The following is a 22,031-nucleotide window of genomic DNA, read 5'->3' as shown; positions in this document are numbered from 1 at the left end:
TTTCATACGCAAATACAGTTAATTGAATATAGTTTTCTGTCTGTTTTTATATTATTTTGTGTATTTTAAATATTATTTTAAATAATTTACATTATTTTCTGGTATTTTTTACAGAAATATGTTATAAAAGAAATAAGAAAAAACGCCGGAAAACAGACCTTCCTGCTTCCGGCCTGAGATAAAGGAGGTATTCATTATGGCAAAACGTATTATCACTATCAATCGTATGTTTGGAAGCAACGGGCGCCTCATCGGCAAGACTCTGGCAGAAAACCTGGACATCGGTTTTTATGATAAAGAACTGATCGACATGGCTGCCAAGAAAAACAATATCCCCTTCGACACCCTGGCAAAAGTAGATGAGAAAAAAGCCAGCCAGTGGGTATTCCCCGTTGACAGCGAGCTGCAGTTCACAGATAATTTCTCCTTTGTACCAATGAACGATGTACTCTATGATCTCCAGCGAAAGATCATTCTTTCCCTTCCTCAGAAAGAGGACTGCGTGATCGTCGGCCGCTGCGCAACCAATATCCTGAAGGATAAATCACTTAAGATTTTTATCCATGCACCTTTTGAAGAAAGAGTACAGAATGTGATCCGCCGCACCGGCAGAGAAGAAGCCAGTGCAAGGAAACTTGTCAAAAAAATGGATAAAGAAAGAAAAGCTTATTATGAATACTTTACAGATAGTAAATGGCTGGATATGACACAGTATGATCTTTGTATTGACAGCAGTCGGTTTTCTATGGAGCAGATTGTAGAAATTGTAAAGAGATGTCTTTAGGATTCTTTTTTGAAAAAAGTGAAACGCTTTGGAAGCGCAAGTGAAACCGCAGGGGAGGGGAAGCACTCGTAGTTGCAAAAGGCCGTTTCCCCTCCCCTGCACCCCTTCCCTCTGGCCCCGCTATAAAACGTACGTTATGACTATGTTACGTTTTTGACGGGGCGATGGATTCTGCGTTTGTTTATGACGACAGGCTGTGCCGATTGCGCCGATTGCGGACGCTCAACTCACCAAAACGTACGGACAGGCGCCTAGCGTCTGCTCCCGCCCCTCGGGTGGACCATCAGCCTGGGAAGTGACAGTCTTCCGGGTTGCTGCGGAGGAGGGGTGATGATGGTTTTAGCCGTCTCCCGCAACCTTAGCAGCATCCCCCGACGGAGCCCTGCCCGGAGGACTGTCACTTTCCGGGCGTCCGTTCATTCACATACCCCCTCAGAAATTCATAAATCTCCCCCTCCAGCGGCGGACATCCCTCCACAAAATTCTGAAACTTACAGGTACAGTGCCCCACACCAAGCACTCCCGTCTTGCCGCGATACCCCTGTCCGATGCAGATCTTCTCATCCAGCTTCTCAAAAAGCCCTTCTTTCTTCAACATCTCCAGAGCCGGGATCAGATACCCGTAACATGCACTGCAGGACTCCACTTCCTCCACGGCATCGGCGAGCTCCACAACCTTCCTGGACACCGGCATCACCTGATCCGCCCCGTCCTCCAGAAACTGCACATCCGCTTTCGAAACATCCGAACATCCCACACCAAGCTCACCCGCAAGCTTCACATAAGGAACATCTTCCACCGCATAATGCATCATCTGACACACATAGGCATCCACAAGAACCGGATCACAGGCACCCATCACACGGTTCATCACAACCGGATTTCCACCATCCTCAAAATCCAGATCCCCGCAGATATTATCCACAACAATAAAATCCTGCCTTATCCCCATGTTCAGATGGGCGATGGGCTTATGAAGTCCCAGAGAATGGAATCTCCTCTTCTCCTTATTCGGGATCAGCCCTTTCATATTCTTGAGCGCACAGGTGATCTTTGTCTGACAATGTCCTTTCAGAACCGGCACATTGATCAGAAAATCAATCTCTTTCACACGCTCACAGATATTCAGCTCCATACCGCCGCAGTCCACCGAAACCCCTTTATCCTTCTGCATATCCCAGAACGGCACCTGATACTCCTCTTCCAGCCGGTCAAATCCACAGGTCTCAAAAGCTTCTCTGGTCTTATCCCCAACCCAGGAACCCTCCAGCATCACCAGATCCCGGAATCCGTGCTCCTTCAGATACTCAATAATTCCCGAAACCACCTCCGGATGCGTAGTCGCACCCCAGGAAGCCTCCGACGGGGAAACCAGATTCGGCTTGATCCCGATCTTTTTCTTTCTGTCCCCGATATGGGACTGAAGATCCGCCTTTTCCAGAAGCTCCTTCGTCATTTTTTTATATTCTGTACCACTGGTAATAAAAATCTGATTTTTATCCATATTTATCAGAATTCCTTTCTCTCCATAATATGGATGCTGATCCGGCAGGAAATATAAGAAGTAAGCCCAAGAAATACTACAATGATCAGGGTGATCATTCCAATCCCCAGATTCTGTACCTCATACAGCAGCTGATCCAGATCCACGCCAAAATTCTGCATAACTTTTGCCGTCAGATAAGCCAGACCAAAACTTCCACCAAATACTGCAGCCATTACAATTCTACCATTATCCACACCAAACTTCAATTGAACCGGTATCAGCAAAATCAGGATCAAAGCTACGATCAGGATTCCTGTCTCGCAGGTCAGCATCCATTCTCCCTGCTCCATAGCCACACCATGAAAATGGTTTGCAATTGCGGAAACCACAAATCCTGTCAAAAGAAGCAAAAAACTCACACCATAACCCAGGATATATTTTTCTATGGCGTAGGTCTTTCTGGTCGCCGGAAGCGTCATAAGAAATCCCATTCCGCGGTCTGCCTCATCATAGGAAATCGTAGAAATTGAAAGAAAACCTCCCATCATCCCAAGATAGATAATAACAAACGCATCATTTCTTATACAAACGAAAAAAATAACCATTACTATCACAAGCCCGAGAAAAGACCGGTTCTGTTTCAAAAGTTCTATATCTTTCTGCAAAAATCCTCTCATAACTTTTCTCCTTTCGAGATCATGGAGATGATCTCATCCACTGATCCTCGCTCCACAACAAGTCCCGGATAATTTTCCAGATAAAACTGCTTCTCATTGGTCAGACAGCTATAGCCCCAGGATTCTTCTGCCACCCGGAGAATTCCTCTTTTATCCAGATCCGAAAAATCTTTCTTCTCCACTTTCAGAAGTCCGTACTGATCCAGAAGCACATCCATGTCCTCATGAAGAACAATTTTCCCCTCATGAATCATATACAGATCATCACAGAGCCCTTCCAGATCCGAAGAAATATGAGAACTTATAAGGATTCCTCTTCCTTCCTGCTCCATATATACCCGCAGAAGATCCAGGATCTGATCCCTTGCCACCACATCGAGACCGGCAGTCGGCTCATCCAGGATCAGCATCTTTGCCTCATGACTCAGTGCCAGAAGAACTTTCAGTTTTGCCCGCATTCCTGTGGAAAATTCTTTCAGGCTTTTATTAAGAGGAATGGACAGCTTCCGGCATTTTTCCAGAAAATCTTCTCTGTCAAATCTGTGATACATTTTTTCCATGATATATGAAATCTGCTTTACAGTCAGATATCCGCTGAAAGTACTGTCGGAAAGCACGACCCCGATTTCCTCTTTCTGTGCAGGCGTAAGTCCGGTACTGTACTGTCCCATAATCCGGACCGTACCATCATCCACATGGATCAGTCCCAGAATCGCTTTAAACGCGGTACTCTTTCCTGCACCGTTTTTGCCGATCAGTCCTGTGATCCTTCCTTCTTCCAGCTGCATGGTACAGTTCAGCTGAAAATTCCCATACTGTTTTCTGACCTCTGTAAGTTCTGCTAACATATCTGAACCTCCCTCTTCATTTCAGATCCTCCAAAATACAAAGAAACATTTCCCGGAGCTCATCATCAGAAAGGCCTCCTGACCGTCCTTTCTGGATCGCATTCTCCAGATCCGCCTCCACTTCTTTCTGCCGTTCTTCCCGAAGCAGATTCCGGTTGGCTTCCGCCACAAAACTGCCCTTTCCATGAACGGTAACGATCATTCCTTCCTCATCCAGAAAATCATAGGCCTTTTTTACTGTAAGCGCACTGATCTTCAGCTCTCTTGACAGTGTCCGGACGGATGGAAGTGGTTCTTTCTCTTTCAGTGAACCATCTATGATCTTCGCACGAATCTGTCTGACGATCTGTTCATAGATGGGTTCCATAGATGTATGACTGATAATAATATTCATCGTTGTCCTCCTGTTAATAAACAGTATATAACAGTGTATAACTGTTGTCAAGTGTTATATACTGTTTATTCAAAATCAGGGAGATATTGTCAAGCCATATCCGTGCACATATAAAAAAATACCCTCTCTACCAGTTTCCCGGTAAAAAGGATATTTTATCTGACGCAGCTGCAACATATTATTCAGTGATAATCCAGAAATGTCACAGAAAAAACCGCTTTTCCTTTTCCATTATTTCGATATGTATGAATCTGATCCGTTTCAAAACGAAGCACATCTTCCGCTGTTACCAGATGCGAAACACCCTCAGCTTCCACCGTTACCTCCCCCTGCAGCACAGAAATATATTCTCTTGTTTTTTCTCCATGGCCACCGCTGATATAAGATTGTCCGGCTTCAATCTCGATCCGGTAGATCTCCACCAGCTGATTATCTTCATAGGGAAAACAGGTCCAGACTTTATACCGGCCTTCTACCTCTTTGGTAGGAACCATCTCCTGCACATGCACCAGGCAGGAATCCAGAGGCGGTGCCTGGATCAGTTCCTGAAAACGGATCCGAAGACCACTGGTGATTTTCCCAAGAACTCCAAGAGAAGGATTGGCAGTTCCCTTTTCAATCTGTGCAAGCATACTTTTGCTGACTCCGGTCTGCTCAGATACCACATCCAGGCTCATTCCTTTGGATTTCCGGATTCTTTTTAGATTTACCGATACATTATGGGTTAAGTAGTCCATCCCGGTTAATTCTCATCTCCATTCCTCTTCTCTCTTCGGCCGGTCTTCCCGCCTGCTGCAAGTCTCATCTTATCGGTCGATCTTTGCGCCGCCCCACCATGGAAATTCCCGGTTCAGCCATTTTCCGGCAAGTTCACTCCATGGTTCACAGGCTCTTACAATTCCTCTGCCATTTTCGTTGGCAGTCAGCTCATTTGCCAGACCAAGCCCGTGAGGTCCCTGTGGAAAAACATGATACTCCACCGGAATCCCTTTTTTATAAAGTGCCTGAACAAAGAGAAGCGTATTATCCAACAGCACTGTCTGATCCTCAAAAGTATGCCAGATAAAGGTTTTGGGTGTATCTTCCGTAACCTGGAATTCCAGGGACATCTGATCTTTCAGTTCTTCATAACGATCTCCCAGAAGATTGCGGAAACTTTCTTCATGGCCAAATTCTCCGGAGGTAATTACCGGGTAATTCAGGATCATGCCGTCCGGCCGGATCATCTGGTTATCCATTTCCGTAATCTTCGCAAGTTCCTCTGTATTCCAGAATACTCCCAGGGAAGCAGCCAGATGGCCACCTGCGGAAAAACCGGATACAATGATTTTATCTTTTTCAATATGCCACTTTTCACTGTTTTTTCGAAGAAGCGCTACGGTTTTTGCCAGCTGTCGGAGAGCCACCGGATATCTGGCAGGTGCTACACTGTAACGAAGTACCACTGCATGATATCCCATTCCCATAAAACGCACGGCAATCGCCTCCGCTTCCCTATCTGAAGTCATACCATAGGCTCCACCCGGACAGATCACGATCGCAGGTCGCTTCTGTCCCAGATAAAGTTCTTCTGACTCCTGCCAGAAATAAGTTTCAATATAAGCTTCATTATAATCAGCCGTTTTATCCTCAATTACAATTTTTTCATTTATCATACCAGTTATCCTTTCTTTATCCGATATCTGTTCTACCGTGCGTAAAAATAACGCAGTCTCAGTTTTCCCGGGAAGTGCTGTTTCTTATACAGACACTGCCGGAACCGCTCTGTCATTCCACGGAGCACCCGCAGTTCATGAGGCATAAGCTCCATTCCGCCAAAACGATATTTCTGGATCAGGCCTCCTGAACGGAAATATTCCTCCTCGCGGATTCCCGGAAAGCACACTTTCACTTCTTCAAAGAGCGCTGTCGGATCTGTCAGATCACCCTTTACACCACCGATGGCAAAAAGATTCTCTATTTCATCTACATACCATTCTACCAGCTGCCCTTTCGCAGCATATTTCTTTTTCAGATTTTTCCGCATTTTTATTCTGGCCGCTCTCTGCAGTTCCAGAATAAGATACAGAAGAAACAGCCCATATAAAACCAGGACGATCACACCCGGAACTGTTTTCCAGGTATGCTTCTCGATTACCTTGGTTTCAGACTTTCCTGTTCCGTTTCCGGTACCCTGATCTGTTGTATCCGCACCGTTTTCATCACGAACTGTGTTGACACGATAAGAAGGCTTCCCTTCAACCAGCTGATCTGTATAAGTCTCTGTGTACAGTCCCGGCACAACTTCTACCGGCATCCAGCCAAGACCTGCAATATAAACCTCTGCCCAGGCATGTGCATTCTTTGTGGTAAGTATGACCTCCTTTTCGCCTGCATCGGAAGCTGCCTGTGCATCCATATCAGACAAGTGATAACCCTCTGTGTATCTGGCCGGATACCCGGCTGCCCTGTAGGCCATAACTGCTGCCGTAGCAAAGGCAACGGCGTTTCCCTCTTTCTGACCATCCAGAATCCAGTTTACCATATCTTCGTTTTCCGGCATATCCTGTGGAATATCTGTATATCGTATATGATTTCTCAGAGCCTGACGGATCTGCGTTGTCAGTTCGTCGAAATCCATCTCTTCCGGATCCTGATCCTCTGCAAAAAATTCCGCCAGGATCCTTTCTTTCAGCTCATCACTGATATCTGTATAAGAATCCAGGACAAATGAATGATAAACATTTTCTGCTTTTACGTAACTTTCCTGTCTGCTGTCAGACGGATTTTCAAGCCAGTTTCCGGGAATCATACTATCTGCAGTTGCCTCTCCTTCTGATACCTGGAACTGATATCTGCGTGCACCAAAAAAGCTTCTGGATTCCACATTCCAGTCTTTGTGCTCCACACCGTTCTCCCACGCTTCTGCTACAGCCGGCAGATATACATATTTCCGGTATGCGCCTGTATTTTCGACGGACACCTGCATATAACCGGAGTTATTTCCGGAAGCCTGAGCATTCAGTTTATCGTAGACCGCAAACTGGCTCAGCGGCGAAAAACTGTTCTGCTTCAGCCAGCGCAGCATACCCTCATATTCTCCTTCGTATGAAGAGTACGGAATCCCATTCCACTGCATGCCATCATAAGAACCTCCTACGAATCCACGAAGATACAACTCCTGTGGCTGGTTCATTGTAAGCTTCAGTGTTTCTTCCTCCCGGTCAAGAAGTTCCGCTTCTTTTCTCAGATCTCCCTGCGGAAGTGAATCTTCACCATAACGGAATTTCTCAACATCTGCGGAGATTTTCTGCTTCCACTGTTCCAGCTTTACGGATTTCTGATATCCTCCTGTAAGAAAACTTACAACGCCCACAACTACAGCGATCAATGCGATCGCAGAAATTCCCCTCAGGCCAAAATTCTGTCCTCTGGTACTGTATACAATAAAAACGCCAAAAAATCCTGCCAGCGATAAAAGAACCGCCAGCCACATACTGCTGCTTCCAAGAATCAGGCCACATGCAGCAGATGGTATCATAAAAATCATAATTCCATAGATGTTATTCTTTTTAACCTGGGAAAACAGAAACGAAACTACTGCTTCCGCAAACAAAGCCCACAGGATCACGGAGCCAATCCCTGCATTGCTTCCCACCGCAAACAGCGTTGCTTCCGTTCCGAAACGGGAATTCCACATTCCCAGAAAACAGTCTGCAAGATAAAAGATTCCCTGCGTAGTGACCGTAATTGTTACCAGAAAAAGTGCGATCCCGGAAACATATAATATTGTCTTCATTCTCCCTGCCGCTTTTTCCGATCTTTCAGTGATACAGTACAGTACTGTCACCACTGCACCAACAAAAAAAGCAGCAGCCAGACACCACACAGAATAACTGAAGTCCCTCAGAAAAAGCAGGATTCCTGCCAGCACAAGAAAAATCAGTACCGGTTCCGATATTCTGTTTTTTTTCTCTTCTGTCTCATTGAGAACAAAAATCTCATTTTTTTTCATGCTCATCTTCTCTTCCCCGGCTATATTACAATGTTATATGCTTTTTTCTGGTAAGTTTCTGCATCCACAGGGATGACGGAATATCCCTCTGTTGCCATATATTCTTTTCCGTCGTCCTGGTTTACCTGAATGATCGTAAGATCAAGTTCTCTGGAAAGCTGTCGTGCTGCGCTTTCTTCATATTCCGGTGTAATATAAATGATCTTGGTATATTTGCGCCGGATATCTGTCTGAAGAAAACGATACAGAGAGTCCCTGCCATTCTTCTCATGAACAGGACGGCACAGAAGATTCAGCACCATTTGTTCACAGGTTGCCAGAGAATAAACCGGAAAATCCTGCAGTTCTCCGGCCGCACAGCCAACATTATGCTCCAGATTCCGCTCTACCATACTCCGGCTCAGAGCAGACGTAAAAGCAAGGACTGCATCATTGCGCTGATTGGAAATTTCGTTTTCCCCGAAAATTGCCATTACATTATATAAGACCAGAATATTATAATTGGCCGGATAGCCAAACTCCCGCACAACCAGAGTATCGATCTTGGAAGACAGTTTCCAGTGAATGCTTCCCAGCGAATCACCTTTTTCATATTCCCGGAGCCCTGACACTTCGCTTACATCCTGCCCTTTTCGGTTCTGGTCATAAAGCTCTCCGGATATGATCGTTTCAGGCCGCCGCAGAAGCTGTGTATTTAACTGCAGCTGCGCCGGATACACCAGCACTTCCTTCTGTGATGCGCCTGGTCTGGTCCAGCAGAAGATCCCCAGGTGATCATAGCATTTCACATGTAACACCGTGATCCTGACACATCCACAGTTTTCCATTTTGATCAGGTGCTGAAACTGCGCGTTTTTCTTTTCGGAAGCACATAGGATCACTGTCTGCGTTTTTTCTTCTCCATACATCGTGTTTTTAATCTGAATTTTCAGCTGGATCCTTCCAAGAGGGCCCCTGTTTTTTTTGCTTATCCGGATTTCCAGGGGAATCTCCTGTCCAACATGACAGGAAGATTTTACACTATATTCCATTTTAAATCCATTTAAGCTTACCAGTTCGATCACAAAAGAGAGGACCGGCACAACAACCAGACACAGAAGAACCGTAAGTGCTTCACTTCGGTTGGATATGATATAAATTAGCAGGGCAGCCACCATTGCCGCCCCGTACCAGATTCGATATCTACGCATATTATTTCTGCTTCCTTCCAAATGCAGGACCTGGAACCTCTTTAAGAACCTGGCTCAGTACATCATGTGCTGTGATGCCCTCGATCTTTGCCTGCGGTTTCATAACCAGACGATGTGCACATACATCCTCAAAAATCTCACGTACATCATCCGGAACAACATAATCTCTCTCCCGCAGCACAGCACGGGCACGGGCCAGCTGCGCCAGTGCCGCCGCGCCTCGTGGACTGACACCAAGCTCTACCATGGAATGCTCTCTTGTTGCAGCACAGAGATCAGAAATATAATAAAGGATTTCATCTACGATCCGAATAGAATACAAGTATCCCTGGATTTCCTTTACATCATCCAGATTCATTCTCGTTTTCACCAGATCCATATCGCCACTGCCTCTTCTGCTTTTCAGAATCTGTACCTGACTGTCTCTCTCCGGATAACCAATGCTTAAACGCACCATGAAACGGTCCATCTGAGATTCCGGCAGTGCCTGAGTTCCGGCAGTTCCGTAGTGATTCTGTGTGGCAATACAGATAAATGGCTTCGGAAGCACATGGGTAATACCATCTACAGTAACACTGCCTTCCTCCATGACCTCAAGAAGAGCTGCCTGGGTTTTCGGAGAAGTACGGTTGATCTCATCACCAAGAAGCAGATGACAGTCTGCAGCTCCTGGTTTATATTCCAGTTCACCGGTGTTTTTATTGTATACACTGAATCCGGTAATATCGGAAGGCATGGTATCCGGTGTAAACTGGATACGTTTGTAAGAAAGCCCAAGTGCTCTTGAAAAAGCAAGGGCAAGGGTTGTCTTTCCTACTCCCGGCGCATCTTCAAGAAGGATATGACCACCTGCGTAAATAGCCATCAGTACCTTTTCTATGATCTCATCCTTTCCGATAAATACCTTTTTGATTTCTTTCATTACCTGCTCTGACTGTTCTATGATCATGATTCCCTCTCCTTGGCTTCTTCTGTTAATTTTCCGCTTTCTGCCCGCTGTACCGCAGTGATGCTTTCTTCCGTCTGTTCACTTTGTTCTGTCTGTTCCTGAGATGTTTCCTCCGATGATCCATCAGAAATATTTTCATCGGTTGATGGCTCCGGCTCCTCTGTTGTTCCCGGATCTTCCGGCTCCTCTGGTTTTTCCGGTTCTTCTTCCGGTATTTCTTCCGGCTGTGGATTTTCCGGAACTTCCTCGATCACTCCCGGTGTCTCCTGTTCCTCTGTTGTTCCTGCTGCTTCCACTGTATCAGCACTTCCATCCCCGGGCACCGTGATCTCGATCTCGGAAATAGCTGCTGCCTGACGTGCTTTTGCACCATCAGAAAAGGAGTCCAGGATCCGGTATGCTTCATCTTTTCCGAGGATTCCGGTAAGTGTTTCCAGATATGTCTTATAAATGCTGTCACCGTCTTCCTGGCTGTCAGGCACAAGGATCTGATAATCTTCCGCCATACTGCTGGTGGAAAAAGCTCCAAATACCGGCGGCTGTGTTGCCTGAAGCCAGAGTTTATGCATCGCAGTGCATCCGTCAAAAGCAGACGCTCCGATCTGATTCAGACTGCCTGTCAGTATGACATTCTGCACAAAATTACCTTTCGCATCCAATACCTGGTCAGACATCGCACTGCATCCGTAAAAAGCCCTGTCTCCAATCTGTTCCAGATTGGCATATCTTCCCAGATTCCAGCTTGTAGAGGTGCTTAAAGATGCACAGCCTGCATACGCCTCCTCACCGATCCGCTTCAGACCGTTAAACGCAGCAGCCGTACCACCTGTACGGATCAGTTTCGTACAGTCTTTGAAACAATATTTCGGATATTCTTCGATAGCTCCATAAAAACTTACATACTGGATATTATCACAGTCCATGAAGCAGCCCTCTCCCACATGGGTCACTTTTGCGGGAACTGCCGGCTGTTTCAGGGTATCGCAGTTGGCAAAGGCATAAGCCCCGATATAAGTCAGAGAACTCATCTGAGAGGTCAGAAGTACCTTCAGGCTGACACAGTCACGGAAAGCACCATCTTCGATCACCTGCAGGGAACCTCTCGCAACAACTGTATATGCAACCGCAGCAAGAGAAGTACAGCCTGCGAAACATTCCTCACCATAGACATTTATCGCTGCACGGATCTCAATCTGCGACTCCCTGGCCAGTGACGTACAGTTTTTAAATGCGCGGGTACCGATACGTGGGATCTGAGCGCCTGTATTGCCAAGGCTTAACGTCACAAGGCTGGTACAGTCCATAAAGGTCTCATCGCCCCATTCTGTAATATTTCCAAGAAGTCTCACCAGCTGCAGACCGGTACAGCCCTTGAAGCAACGGTCACCCAGCGCAACATTGGTTCCCTCTGCAGTATAAAATGCTGTTATTTTATCGCATCCTTCAAACGCATCCTCCGCAATACCCACGGTATCTTCCGGAAGCACATATTCTCCACTTAATTCTGTGGATGCTTTTTTCAGGACATGGCCTTCTTCTGTATTTTCAAAAAGTACTCCCCTGATGATCTCCTGTTTCTCATTGATCTCACCCAGAACCTGAGCAGTTGTACCCTCGCCGTAAACCGGATCAAGCACTGGCTGATATGCATTCAGATAAGTTTCCACCATCTCCGGTTTTACCCAGATATGAAGAAATTTCGGCAGTTCTTCCCGCTCTCCGAATATATTTTCACCCAGAGCGGTTACATGGTCTGCTTTGGTCTGCAGGATGGAAAGGTTCTCACAGCCTTCAAAGCAATAATCCGGGATCTGTTCCAGGTTTTCCGGAAGCCTTACGGTTGTCAGCCTTATACAGTTCTCAAAAGTACTTGCTCCCATAACTTCCAGGGTAGTCTGTTCACTGAAATCCATTGTTTCAAGGCTTGTGCACATACCGAAAGCACGCACGCCAATTCCCTGCAGTGTTCCACTCCTTGTCATGGAATCCTGGAATACGACATCCGTCAGTGTACGACAGCCATAAAAACAGTACCGGCTGATTCCCTGAAGCATTCCGTCCAGCACCACCCTTTTTAACATGGTGCAGTTCTCGAAACAGCTTTCTCCCATGCTGCTTAAAGTTTCCGGAAGAACCACCTCTGTAAGGCCGGAACAGCCGTAAAAAGCACTGTTACCTATCACTTCTACAGATGAAAAAATATCTGTCTTCATCATACTTCCACATCCGTAAAAAGCTTCATCTCCGATCTCCACAACACCTGGCGCAGTAACTGACTCCAGAGCAGTACAGTTATAAAAGGCACCCTTTCCAATCTTTTTCACACTATTTTCCACAATGATCTTCGGTGCATTGACACAGTTACGAAATGCATAGTCTCCGATTTCTGTAAGATTAAGACAGCCGGTAAAGTCATAATAGAACTCTCCTTTGCAGTTTTCAAAACAGGAATCTCCGATTTTCTGAAGTGCCATATCATCCTGTATATGAAATCCGTTGGGAAAATCACAGTCCTTCATTGCATTCTTATAAAGAACAGTCGTATTCATCCATATTTTTACATGTTCTGTATAATCTGTCGGCACATTGAGAAGTGTCCATCCATCTGCAGTACTTCCATACAGGATTCCGTCATCCCATCCAAAACCTGTAAATTCATCTCCAGCTGTCAGGATCTCCACATCGGATGACGCACCGTAGGTTTCCTTCTTAAAAAGTGTTTTATTTTCAGATGCAACCATTTCCAGGCTGTTAAGATTCCCAAGGAAATCCTCTCCTGCCGTTTCTACGGATTCCGGGATCAGAAGAATTTCCAGATCATCGCATCCATAAAGGGCGCCTGATGCAATTTCCACCGTTCCCTCCTTGATCCGAAATGCGGTCCTGTCGGTCTGATAAACCCACACCAGACGATAGGCGATATTTCCCTCTGTAAAAATCTGCTGATACTTCGCTCCATCCTCATAGATATAGCTGCTGTTCTCTGTATATAACAGTGCCCTGGCAGTTCCCTCTCCGTAAATAGGATCAAGAATGCTGCCCCAGGATTCCAGCATACGTTCATAATCCTCACCCGGCACATAAATCTTCAGATCCAGATTTACTTTATCAGTACCGGAAGTACCGAAAATATGGTCTGTGATCTTCAGATCCGGATTCTGCACGGTAACCGAAACCACACGGCCTGAAAGCACCATACTGTTTTCTTTCAGTTCTTCAACATTTTCTCCCAGAATGATATCCGTAAGGAAACCACAGTCCGCAAAAACTCCTGCTCCGACTGATCTCACATTTTCCGGTACTGTATATTCTCCATGTGTCTTCTGCGGAATAGCTGCCAGAACCCCATCTCCGTTCTTTTCAAGCAAAATTGAATGTTCACTGTCATATGTATAAAGATCCTTCTGTCCGTTTTCTGTTTCAAACACAAGATTGCCGCATTCTTTTCCAAAAGCGAACATATAATTCTTGCAGATCAGATCGTACCGGGAATCCGCAACCTTTATGGTTCCTGAAAAACCGGTTTCCCCCTTCAGCACAGGTGGATTTTCGCCTTTAAATGTGACAACAGCATCTTTTGACAGGCCATCGAAACATCCCTTTCCCAGTATTGTGACGGTTGCCGGGATTTCCACATTTTTTCTTCCTGCCGGAACTGACAACAGTGTTTTTCCGTCCCTGCTGTAAAGAATACCATCAGAAATACTGAGATCCACATGGAGTTCATCTCCGTCTGCCACCTGATACTCCTGCAAATCCGGCAGATTCTCACTGATTGAGGAGATATCCATTTCCTGTACACCCTGTGTAATGGCAAATGTTTTCACGGATGTGTTTTTCTCATTTAACTTTACTTTGGTAACTCCCATGGGAACTGTCAGCACAGAATCTGTACCTGTGTACTTTTCCAGGACCTGATCTGCTGTATACTGCACTGTTCCTTCATTCTCTGTCACACGGCGGATCTTATATCCATCCGGAACCTCGCTGATATAATCCACCACATTTCTGGTTAAATAATCCCAGTTTGCGACAGGATAATAGAGGTACGCTCTTTCTGTATCCATCAGGGTATTGGAAGATGTCCACCGGAATCCCTGGAGCATATTTGTAAGATAACCATCTTTATTCTCAAGAAATACAATATTTTTGTAGTTGGCACTGATATTCTGCGCTTCATCGCTGTGAAAAGCTGTTTGGATCGCAGGATCTCCCAAGACCGCAATATACCGCTTATGTACCTCCACAAGATCTACATACTTTCCCTTCTTGGCATAATTATATGGAACTTCTGTATATTTCTTCAGAGCACTGTAAAACTCCTCTCCTTTGCTGTTTTCGAGCATTGTTCCCGGAAAATTCTGGGAATAGATCTTATTATCATTGGAATAGCTTACCATATAATTGAGTACCAGATTACTTTTCAATACGGTATAATATGCGCTTGCAGACATTCCTCTGTAAGAAAATGTAGCAAACCGTCCTCCTGCCTCAACCGTGGGAAGCGTTACACTATATCCGTCAGGGCCTCCATAATTCAGAACTTTTTCTTTTGTTTTGCCGTCTTTTTTAAAGGTTGCTGTAACTATGCCGTCTTCTGCCTGATAAGTTTCTCCGAAAGTATAATATTCTTTTGTAATTTCCGCACTCAGCTTAACAAGTTCTCCATCTTCCGTTATTACTGTATCTTTATCCGTCTTCCACGGATTTGGAGTTGGCGTTGGCGTCGCAGGCACTGGTGTTGGTGTCTCAGGAGCCTGTGTTGGCGTTGGTGTCGCAGGTATGGGAGTGGGCTCTGCTGGAGTTGGTTCTGCCGGAGCCTGTGTTGGCGTTGGCGTTGCCGCAGGCGTTGGTGTTGAAACCGGCGCACTGGTGGGAGCTGGCGTTACCGTGGAAGTTCCTCCGGTACCTAGAGTCGGTGTAGGAGTACCTGTAACTTTGGTCTGTGAGTTTCCTCCACCACTGCCGTTTCCATCGGAGCCGTTTCCATTCCCTGCCTTGTTTACAAAACTGCCATTTCCGTTGGCGCCATTACTGTTCTGGATCGTTTTCTCTGTGTTATCTGTATTATCGGCCTGAGAAAGTTCCACACCATTTGCAGCATTTTCATTATTCTGTGAATCTGCGGAATCATCTTGTTTCTGATCATTTGCACTATCTGCGATCCCAAAACTGCTGTTGTCCTTCAAATTTCCATTTTCCTGCTTTTTCAGCTGAAGTACCTGAAGATCGTCTCCGCTGGTTTTTTGCTTATCCTTTACATTATCACCGGCAATGTCTGTTTCTTCTCCATCACCGGCCACATAATCATATTCTTCTGATTTATAATTATTTTCGAATTTTTCGAATTTACCGGGGTTGAATACCGAATCCAGTTTTGATCCATTTACCAAAGCAGCTGCGGCAACTCCAATAACCGTAGCTCCTGTTACAGCCGTTAACGTTTTCTTTTTTGTTATTTTTTTCATTTAATGGCTCCTTACTGCCCAAAGCTGTTCCCCGATGATCCTGCGTACTTCATCGTAATCTACCGGTTTGCTGATATGGCCATTCATGCCGGATTCCAGAGATTTTCTCCGGTCTTCCAGAAAAGCGTTGGCTGACATGGCAAGGATCGGAAGATCGGAATCTTCCCGTTTCATCTTCCGGATCACCCTGGTCGCTTCCCATCCGTCCATCTTCGGCATCTGGATATCCATGAGGATCACATCAAAAGTATATGGCCTACTTTCTTTAAACATTTTTACAACTTCCGCGCCATCGCAGGCTCTTGTAAGAACTGCACCTTCCATGGCCAGGATCTCCATTGCGATCTCTGCATTGATATCATTATCTTCCGCAAGAAGGATCCGGACTCCTTTCAGTGTGAATGCTTCTATCGCACGTGTCTTCGCAGGATCTTCCGCTTCCGTTATCTCCGTGCCCTCATTCTGTTCCTGCACTTCTGCTATCGGCAGGAAAAGATATACACTGAACTCGGTTCCCTTTCCCTCTTCACTTTCTACCAGAATCTGCCCGTTCATCAGACGTACCATACTGTCTGCAATGGCCATTCCAAGACCACTTCCACCATAGTTATGTGCCGTAGATGCATCCTCCTGCTCAAACGGCCGGAAGATCTTGCTGAGGAAGTCTTCTTTGATTCCCTTTCCCGTATCACTGACACGGATCATAAAATGAAGATCATTTCCAATCCGGTCCATCTGCCGAAACAGAACCTCTACCGTTCCTCCAGGCGGAGTAAATTTATTGGCATTGGAAATGAAATTGATAATAACCTGACTGAGACGCATCTCATCACCAATCACGTATTTTACATCAAAATCCTGCATCTCGATCTTCCAGTTGATACCCTTGGCTTCTGCAGTACTGCGGAACATGGAATCCAGTTTATCAACCAGCTGTTCCAGCGAAAAGGGAATTTCTTCCAGCTGAACCTTGCCGCTTTCGATTCGGGACATATCCAGGATATCGTTGATCAGAGTCAGAAGAAAATGTGACAGATTTTCTGTTTTTGCAAGATATTCCTCTGCCGCTGCCGGCTGATTTAAATGGGTTTTCAGAAGGCTCAGCATACCCAGGATTCCATTCATCGGTGTACGGATTTCGTGAGACATCTGAGAGAGGAAGTCCGTCTTGGACTGACTTTCCTTTTGGGCAGTAATAAGTTCCCGTTCCATTTCCTGGCGTTTTTCATATTCTTCTGTAATATCCGAAAGAATCAGAAGATAACCGCCATCCTTTTCACAGTACAGGATCTGTATCTGTCCACGCCGCAGTTCTTTCTCTCCGCTTCTGTGATAATTCACTTCACTGGAAAATTCCTGTTCTTTATTCCAGGCATTCAGCTGTTTTGCAATCTCTCTGGCTTCTTTTCGTACAATGAGACCTGTCATAAGTTCTGTATCCGTTTTCAGATCATCCGGTCGGATTCCGGTTACCAGCTCCAGATTCGGTGTCGCGTACAGCACCTTTCTGTTCTTCTCACTGACAAAAACATAAGCTGTCTTCCGGTTGTTTTCGAAAGAGCTGTAAAATTTCTTTCCACCCCTCAGTTCTTCTCTGGCCTTTCTCGCCGCCTTCTTTTCTCTTCGGTAGAGATTCCAGAAAACAGCTGCCAGGATCATCACGCCCCACAGTACGATCATATAGATCAAATTGTTTTCAGTGTATTCCAGTATTGTTCTCATACAGTTTTTGCCCCGCCTCTTTTTCACTTTTATTGTTTTTTAAAATAAACCTATTTTATACAATTATACTCTTCTCTAATATAAAAAGCAAAAAAACAGGCACAAAATCGACATTATTTTTCTCTTCGTCGATTCTTCGCCTGTTTTTGGATCAAGCGGATATTCGCAATCCGCTTCGCTACGTAGCTCTACACCAAATAACTGCTCCGCAGTTTATCAGGAGGAGCTTGCACTCCTCCTGATACAAGCAAGTCCCCACCCACTGCTTATTGCTTTTCGCAACCCCGCAGGGGACTTACTTGATTTGGTTAAATGAGTTATTCTGAATATTATTTCATTGCATCTCTGATCGCGGCAAGCAGTTCATCATACTCCTCATAGGCCGGAATTTCCGGATGATCTGCACGAATCTGCTCTGTACTGCGGAAAAGAAATCCCGCTTTACTTGCCTGGATCATTCCAAGATCATTGTAGGAATCTCCGCTCGCAATGGTGTCAAATCCCATAGACTGCAGTGCTTTTACAGTCGTAAGCTTGGATTTCTCACAGCGCATCTTAAATCCTGTGATCTCTCCGTTCTCTGCCACTTCCAGAGTGTTACAGAAAAGTGTGGGCCGTCCAAGCTTCTCCATCAGCGGAGTTGCAAACTGTGTAAAGGTATCACTGATCAGTATCACCTGGGAAAAAGATCTCAGCTCATCCAGAAATTCCTTTGCTCCCGGAAGGGGATCGATCTTTGCAATAGTCTCCTGGATCTCTTTCAGTCCCAGACCATGTTCTTTCAGAATTCCAAGTCTCCAGTTCATCAGCTTATCATAATCCGGCTCATCACGGGTTGTTCTCTTAAGCTCCGGGATTCCGCTTGCCTCTGCAAATGCGATCCAGATCTCCGGTACCAGTACACCTTCTACGTCCAGACATGTAATATACATTTTCATATCCTCCTCTTCATCCAGCTGATCGCTGGTATTTCACAGAGCCTGATCTATGTCTTATCCACATTACATATACACAACGTATATATGCATAGCCATCAGAACTCTTTATTCTTTTATCGCTTTACTTTGATATATTACCATATAGTTTCCGGGTCTGTAAACAGTTTTCTGGCGGACCATGACATTTTTCTGTCACAGTCCGCCGGACTTTTTATCTGTTTTATTTTTTCTTTTTCTCTGCTTCGTAAATCTTCAGTTCTTTCAGTGCTTTTTCCCCAAGAGGATATAACATGAAAATATTAAAGATCGTCATCAGACCAATTCCCACATCTCCCAGATCCCACACAAATGTATAGGCTGCGATCCCGCCGATAAACAGCATCACAAGGGCCAGTACTTTATACCCTGTCTGGGATGCCCAGTTATCACCGAAAAGATAGGCCACATTGCCTCTTGCATAAAACAGGATTCCCAGGAATGTGGAAAAGCTGAACATAAACAGTGTTGCAGCAATAAAGATCACTCCAAACTGCCCCATATGATAATGCATGGCAGTCTGAAGAAGTCCCATTCCGGAAAGCCCCTGTACCAGATCTTCCGGGGCCAAAAGCATGATCATAGCTGTACAGCTGCAGATCACGATCGTATCCACAAATACACCCAGGGCCTGGACAAATCCGGCTTTTACCGGACTGTCACATTCTGCTGCCGCTGCTGCACAGGGAGCAGAGCCGCTTCCAGCCTCATTGGAAAAAAGGCCTCTTTTTACTCCGTTCATCAGCACGACGCCAAATCCGCCGGCAACAGCCTGACGAAATCCGAAAGCTTCTTCAAAAATCCGTTTAAATACTCCCGGCATACTTCCAAGATTTGTAAATATAATAAACAGCGTGATCACAAAATAAAGCACTGCCATCACCGGCACCAGAAGATCCAGAACTTTAACCGTTGCATTCTTCCGAAGCACGATCACAGCTGCGATCACTACCAGCACGATGGTAGTATACATCGGCGGAATATCAAAAGCATTTTTGAAAGACGCCGTGACGGAATTGCTGATAACCTGACTGATCCCACACCAGCAGATCAAGCCGGAAATAGCAAACAGAACGGAAAGCAGAACCTTTTTTCGTTTTCTGCCCTGTTTTTCTTCCCAGTAACGGTGGATATAGTAGGCAGGACCGCCCCTGTAGCCACCATAAAGAGGATCCTTTTCTTTATAGAGCTGTGCCAGGGTTGCTTCGATAAAAGCAGTGGAGGAACCGATCAGCGCCGTGATCCACATCCAGAATACCGCTCCTGCACCTCCTGCCGAGATCGCAGCTACCACACCGACCAGGTTTCCCATTCCCACACGGGTAGCTGTAGACACAATCAGCGTCTGAAATGCTGAAAGATTATTTTTGTCACTTTTCTTTTCTGACAGGGCTCGTACCATATCCGGAAAAAGACGGATCGGCAGAAGCTTTGTCCTGATGGTAAAATAAATACCGGTCGGAATCAGAAGCAGGATCAGAAGTGAGATTCCCAGCGTACTTCCTCCCGGAAGCGGGATCCTTATCAGATCTCCCCACAGAAATGTATAGACCTTTTCAATCATTGTTACTATCATGTTACTGTTTCCTTTCCCCAATCACCCCATGTGATCGTTTTGTTCTCTTTTTCTGCCCGTTGTTTGTATTTATTTCTGCAACGTTTTAAACGGGCAAAGCGTATCTTTTATTATAATAGCTTTCTGTTTGTATGTAAAGAAAAATCCCGAATCTTTCGATCCGGAATTTTTTTGTATCGGTAACTTTTCTGTTATCCGACAGATTTCTGATATCTGTCTGTTTTTATGAACATAGCTGCATTTTCCTCTCAGCCAGCCAGGTGGAACATCTCGATCAGGAAGATCCAGCTCATTCCATAGTATGTTATCACGGCTACAAGATCGTTCACCGTAGTGATCAGCGGACCTGAGGCTACTGCCGGATCCACACCAACCTTTTTGAAAAACAGTGGTATGCAGGTTCCCACAGCACTGGATACCAGCATGGCCACCAGCAGGGATAATCCGATGCAGCCGGATACCGCATAGGCAAATACGAGAGTTTTTCCTTTGAATAAGAAAATATACAATCCGATCAGCACAAAAGACAGGATACCGAGCAGACCACCGTTACAAAGACCGATCCGCATTTCCTTCAGCACAAGCTCTGCTTTCTGTCTGCCTGTCAGTGTCTCATCCATCAGTACACGGATGGTTACAGCCAGGGACTGGGTTCCAACATTTCCTGCCATATCCAGGATCAGAGACTGGAAACACATGATGATCGGCAGACAGGTAACTACTTTTTCAAATATTCCCACAACAGAAGATACCACCATACCAAGACCCAGAAGAACGATCAGCCAGGGCATTCTTTTTTTCATGCTTTCAAAAAGAGGTTCTTTCAGATCTTCCTCTGCAGTCAGACCAGCCAGCTTTGCATAATCCTCTCCCATCTCATCGTCTACCAGATCGATGATCCCTGCGGATGTGATCACTCCAAGGAAACGATTGTCATCGTCCAATACAGGAATAGAATCTTCAGAATAATCCTTCAGCCGTTCCATACAGTCGTCGATCTGCTCAGTACCATACACATATGGATAGGAAGTTACGATCAGCTCTTCCATAGGATGGTCCTGTCTTGCTGTGATCAGGTCCTTCAGATCTAGAGCTCCATAAAACTCCCCTCTGTCCGTCACTGCAAAGATCGTAGAAATATTATCATTATCTGCCGCCTGGGAAACCAGCTCACTCATGGCCTGCTTTACGGTCAGGTTTTCACGGATCACAATGCAATTCGTTGTCATTCTGCTTCCGATCTCATCCTCATCAAAGGAGCGGATCATTTCAATATCTTTCCGCACCTGTTCATCCAGAAGCTGGATCAGAAGCTTGCGTTTTTCTTTATCGATCTGCTTTAAAACATCTGCCAGGGCATCGGTTTCCATTTTGGAAAGAATGGCTGCCGCTTTTTTTACATCCATCTCTTCCAGATATTGTGCAGTTTCTTCTTCCTCCAGATATTCAAAAACATCTGCCAGCATACTGCTTTCCAGGATACGGTATAGTCTGCTGCGCTCCGCAGTGCTTAATTCTCTTAATACTTCCGCCAGATCGTTTTCGTGGAAATCCTGCAGCCTTTCACTTAAAACTGCCGGAGAAACACTGCTTCGGATCAGACTCAGAATATCTTTTGAAAAATCCTGATTTCTTTTTGTCATTTTCTCATCCTCCTCACATAGTTTCGCACAAAACACGCACACCAAAAACAGACATGTTAAAGCATGTCTATGTGCTGTTTGATTTTCGATTGTGTTTCCTTGGGATTTGAGTATAAAGCGAAATGAATTTATACATGATCGCCTTACTGTAAGATTCTCAGAATGAGAAGAATGAAAAAGATATCTATTATAATCCTGCTACAATTATAATGTAATAATACCGTACAGATTCTGGTGTCACCTATATATCCTGTCATATATATCCTTCTGATATACAGACATAATATTCTGTACACTTAAAACAGAATGGAACATTCTCATCCCTC

General features: G+C 45.3%; 15 protein-coding genes. 1 reads left to right on the top strand and 14 read right to left on the bottom strand.

The window, feature by feature from the left end; translation table 11 throughout:
• Positions 1-196: 196 nt before the first annotated feature.
• Entirely contained in the window at positions 197-784 is a 588-nt protein-coding gene (locus tag GPK81_RS08645; protein WP_021978189.1) for a cytidylate kinase-like family protein, read from the top strand.
• Between the two features lie 397 nt (positions 785-1,181).
• On the opposite strand, the gene GPK81_RS08640 is transcribed toward GPK81_RS08645, so the two are convergent.
• From GPK81_RS08640 to mgtE, 14 genes are all read right to left on the bottom strand, one after another.
• Positions 1,182-2,288, bottom strand: coding sequence for a DUF362 domain-containing protein (locus GPK81_RS08640; protein WP_021978190.1), 1,107 nt, complete (start codon positions 2,286-2,288; stop codon positions 1,182-1,184).
• 5 nt (positions 2,289-2,293) lie between these two features.
• A complete protein-coding gene (locus tag GPK81_RS08635; protein WP_021978191.1) occupies positions 2,294-2,947 on the bottom strand; it encodes an ABC-2 transporter permease in 654 nt (217 codons plus the stop codon).
• A complete protein-coding gene (locus GPK81_RS08630; RefSeq protein ID WP_118070502.1) occupies positions 2,944-3,795 on the bottom strand; it encodes an ABC transporter ATP-binding protein in 852 nt (283 codons plus the stop codon). The genes GPK81_RS08635 and GPK81_RS08630 overlap by 4 nt, the downstream gene beginning before the upstream one ends.
• 16 nt (positions 3,796-3,811) lie before the next feature.
• Positions 3,812-4,189, bottom strand: coding sequence for a GntR family transcriptional regulator (locus GPK81_RS08625; protein WP_021978193.1), 378 nt, complete (start codon positions 4,187-4,189; stop codon positions 3,812-3,814).
• Positions 4,190-4,371: 182 nt separating this feature from the next.
• A complete protein-coding gene (locus GPK81_RS08620) occupies positions 4,372-4,926 on the bottom strand; it encodes a helix-turn-helix domain-containing protein (RefSeq protein ID WP_021978194.1) in 555 nt (184 codons plus the stop codon).
• 69 nt (positions 4,927-4,995) lie between these two features.
• Positions 4,996-5,844 carry an alpha/beta hydrolase gene (locus GPK81_RS08615; RefSeq protein WP_021978195.1) on the bottom strand — a complete coding sequence of 283 codons (849 nt, stop codon included), beginning with the start codon at positions 5,842-5,844 and terminating at the stop codon, positions 4,996-4,998.
• A gap of 32 nt (positions 5,845-5,876) precedes the next feature.
• Entirely contained in the window at positions 5,877-8,183 is a 2,307-nt protein-coding gene (locus GPK81_RS08610) for a transglutaminase family protein (protein WP_178087470.1), read from the bottom strand.
• Between the two features lie 20 nt (positions 8,184-8,203).
• Positions 8,204-9,373 (bottom strand): DUF58 domain-containing protein, encoded by a 1,170-nt coding sequence (locus GPK81_RS08605; protein WP_118070506.1) that lies wholly within the window; start codon positions 9,371-9,373, stop codon positions 8,204-8,206.
• 1 nt (position 9,374) lies between these two features.
• Positions 9,375-10,322, bottom strand: coding sequence for an AAA family ATPase (locus tag GPK81_RS08600; RefSeq protein WP_021978198.1), 948 nt, complete (start codon positions 10,320-10,322; stop codon positions 9,375-9,377).
• Positions 10,319-15,790, bottom strand: coding sequence for a leucine-rich repeat domain-containing protein (locus tag GPK81_RS08595; RefSeq protein ID WP_215706890.1), 5,472 nt, complete (start codon positions 15,788-15,790; stop codon positions 10,319-10,321). The genes GPK81_RS08600 and GPK81_RS08595 overlap by 4 nt, the downstream gene beginning before the upstream one ends.
• Complete coding sequence (locus tag GPK81_RS08590; RefSeq protein ID WP_215706889.1) at positions 15,791-17,512, bottom strand: ATP-binding protein; 1,722 nt, start codon at positions 17,510-17,512, stop codon at positions 15,791-15,793. It abuts the gene before it with no gap.
• A 329-nt stretch (positions 17,513-17,841) separates the two neighbouring features.
• On the bottom strand, positions 17,842-18,444 hold the full coding sequence (thrH, locus tag GPK81_RS08585; RefSeq protein ID WP_021978201.1) for a bifunctional phosphoserine phosphatase/homoserine phosphotransferase ThrH: 603 nt from the start codon (positions 18,442-18,444) through the stop codon (positions 17,842-17,844).
• A 226-nt stretch (positions 18,445-18,670) separates the two neighbouring features.
• Entirely contained in the window at positions 18,671-20,062 is a 1,392-nt protein-coding gene (locus GPK81_RS08580; protein WP_119248185.1) for an alanine/glycine:cation symporter family protein, read from the bottom strand.
• A 248-nt stretch (positions 20,063-20,310) separates the two neighbouring features.
• Positions 20,311-21,705, bottom strand: coding sequence for a magnesium transporter (gene mgtE / locus GPK81_RS08575; RefSeq protein WP_174096184.1), 1,395 nt, complete (start codon positions 21,703-21,705; stop codon positions 20,311-20,313).
• Between the last annotated feature and the right edge of the window lie 326 nt (positions 21,706-22,031).

The sequence above is a fragment of the Blautia sp. MCC283 genome (genome assembly GCF_018785565.1).
Taxonomy (GTDB): Bacteria; Bacillota; Clostridia; order Lachnospirales; family Lachnospiraceae; genus Blautia_A.
This window is presented reverse-complemented; position numbering and strand designations above follow the sequence as displayed.

Coding starts and splice junctions, on each gene's coding strand:
- GPK81_RS08645 (WP_021978189.1), top strand. CDS start 197: ATGGCAAAACGTATTATCACTATCAATCGTATGTTTGGAAGCAACGGG.
- GPK81_RS08640 (WP_021978190.1), bottom strand. CDS start 2,288: ATGGATAAAAATCAGATTTTTATTACCAGTGGTACAGAATATAAAAAA.
- GPK81_RS08635 (WP_021978191.1), bottom strand. CDS start 2,947: ATGAGAGGATTTTTGCAGAAAGATATAGAACTTTTGAAACAGAACCGG.
- GPK81_RS08630 (WP_118070502.1), bottom strand. CDS start 3,795: ATGTTAGCAGAACTTACAGAGGTCAGAAAACAGTATGGGAATTTTCAG.
- GPK81_RS08625 (WP_021978193.1), bottom strand. CDS start 4,189: ATGAATATTATTATCAGTCATACATCTATGGAACCCATCTATGAACAG.
- GPK81_RS08620 (WP_021978194.1), bottom strand. CDS start 4,926: ATGGACTACTTAACCCATAATGTATCGGTAAATCTAAAAAGAATCCGG.
- GPK81_RS08615 (WP_021978195.1), bottom strand. CDS start 5,844: ATGATAAATGAAAAAATTGTAATTGAGGATAAAACGGCTGATTATAAT.
- GPK81_RS08610 (WP_178087470.1), bottom strand. CDS start 8,183: ATGAAAAAAAATGAGATTTTTGTTCTCAATGAGACAGAAGAGAAAAAA.
- GPK81_RS08605 (WP_118070506.1), bottom strand. CDS start 9,373: ATGCGTAGATATCGAATCTGGTACGGGGCGGCAATGGTGGCTGCCCTG.
- GPK81_RS08600 (WP_021978198.1), bottom strand. CDS start 10,322: ATGATCATAGAACAGTCAGAGCAGGTAATGAAAGAAATCAAAAAGGTA.
- GPK81_RS08595 (WP_215706890.1), bottom strand. CDS start 15,790: ATGAAAAAAATAACAAAAAAGAAAACGTTAACGGCTGTAACAGGAGCT.
- GPK81_RS08590 (WP_215706889.1), bottom strand. CDS start 17,512: ATGAGAACAATACTGGAATACACTGAAAACAATTTGATCTATATGATC.
- thrH (WP_021978201.1), bottom strand. CDS start 18,444: ATGTATATTACATGTCTGGACGTAGAAGGTGTACTGGTACCGGAGATC.
- GPK81_RS08580 (WP_119248185.1), bottom strand. CDS start 20,062: ATGATAGTAACAATGATTGAAAAGGTCTATACATTTCTGTGGGGAGAT.
- mgtE (WP_174096184.1), bottom strand. CDS start 21,705: ATGACAAAAAGAAATCAGGATTTTTCAAAAGATATTCTGAGTCTGATC.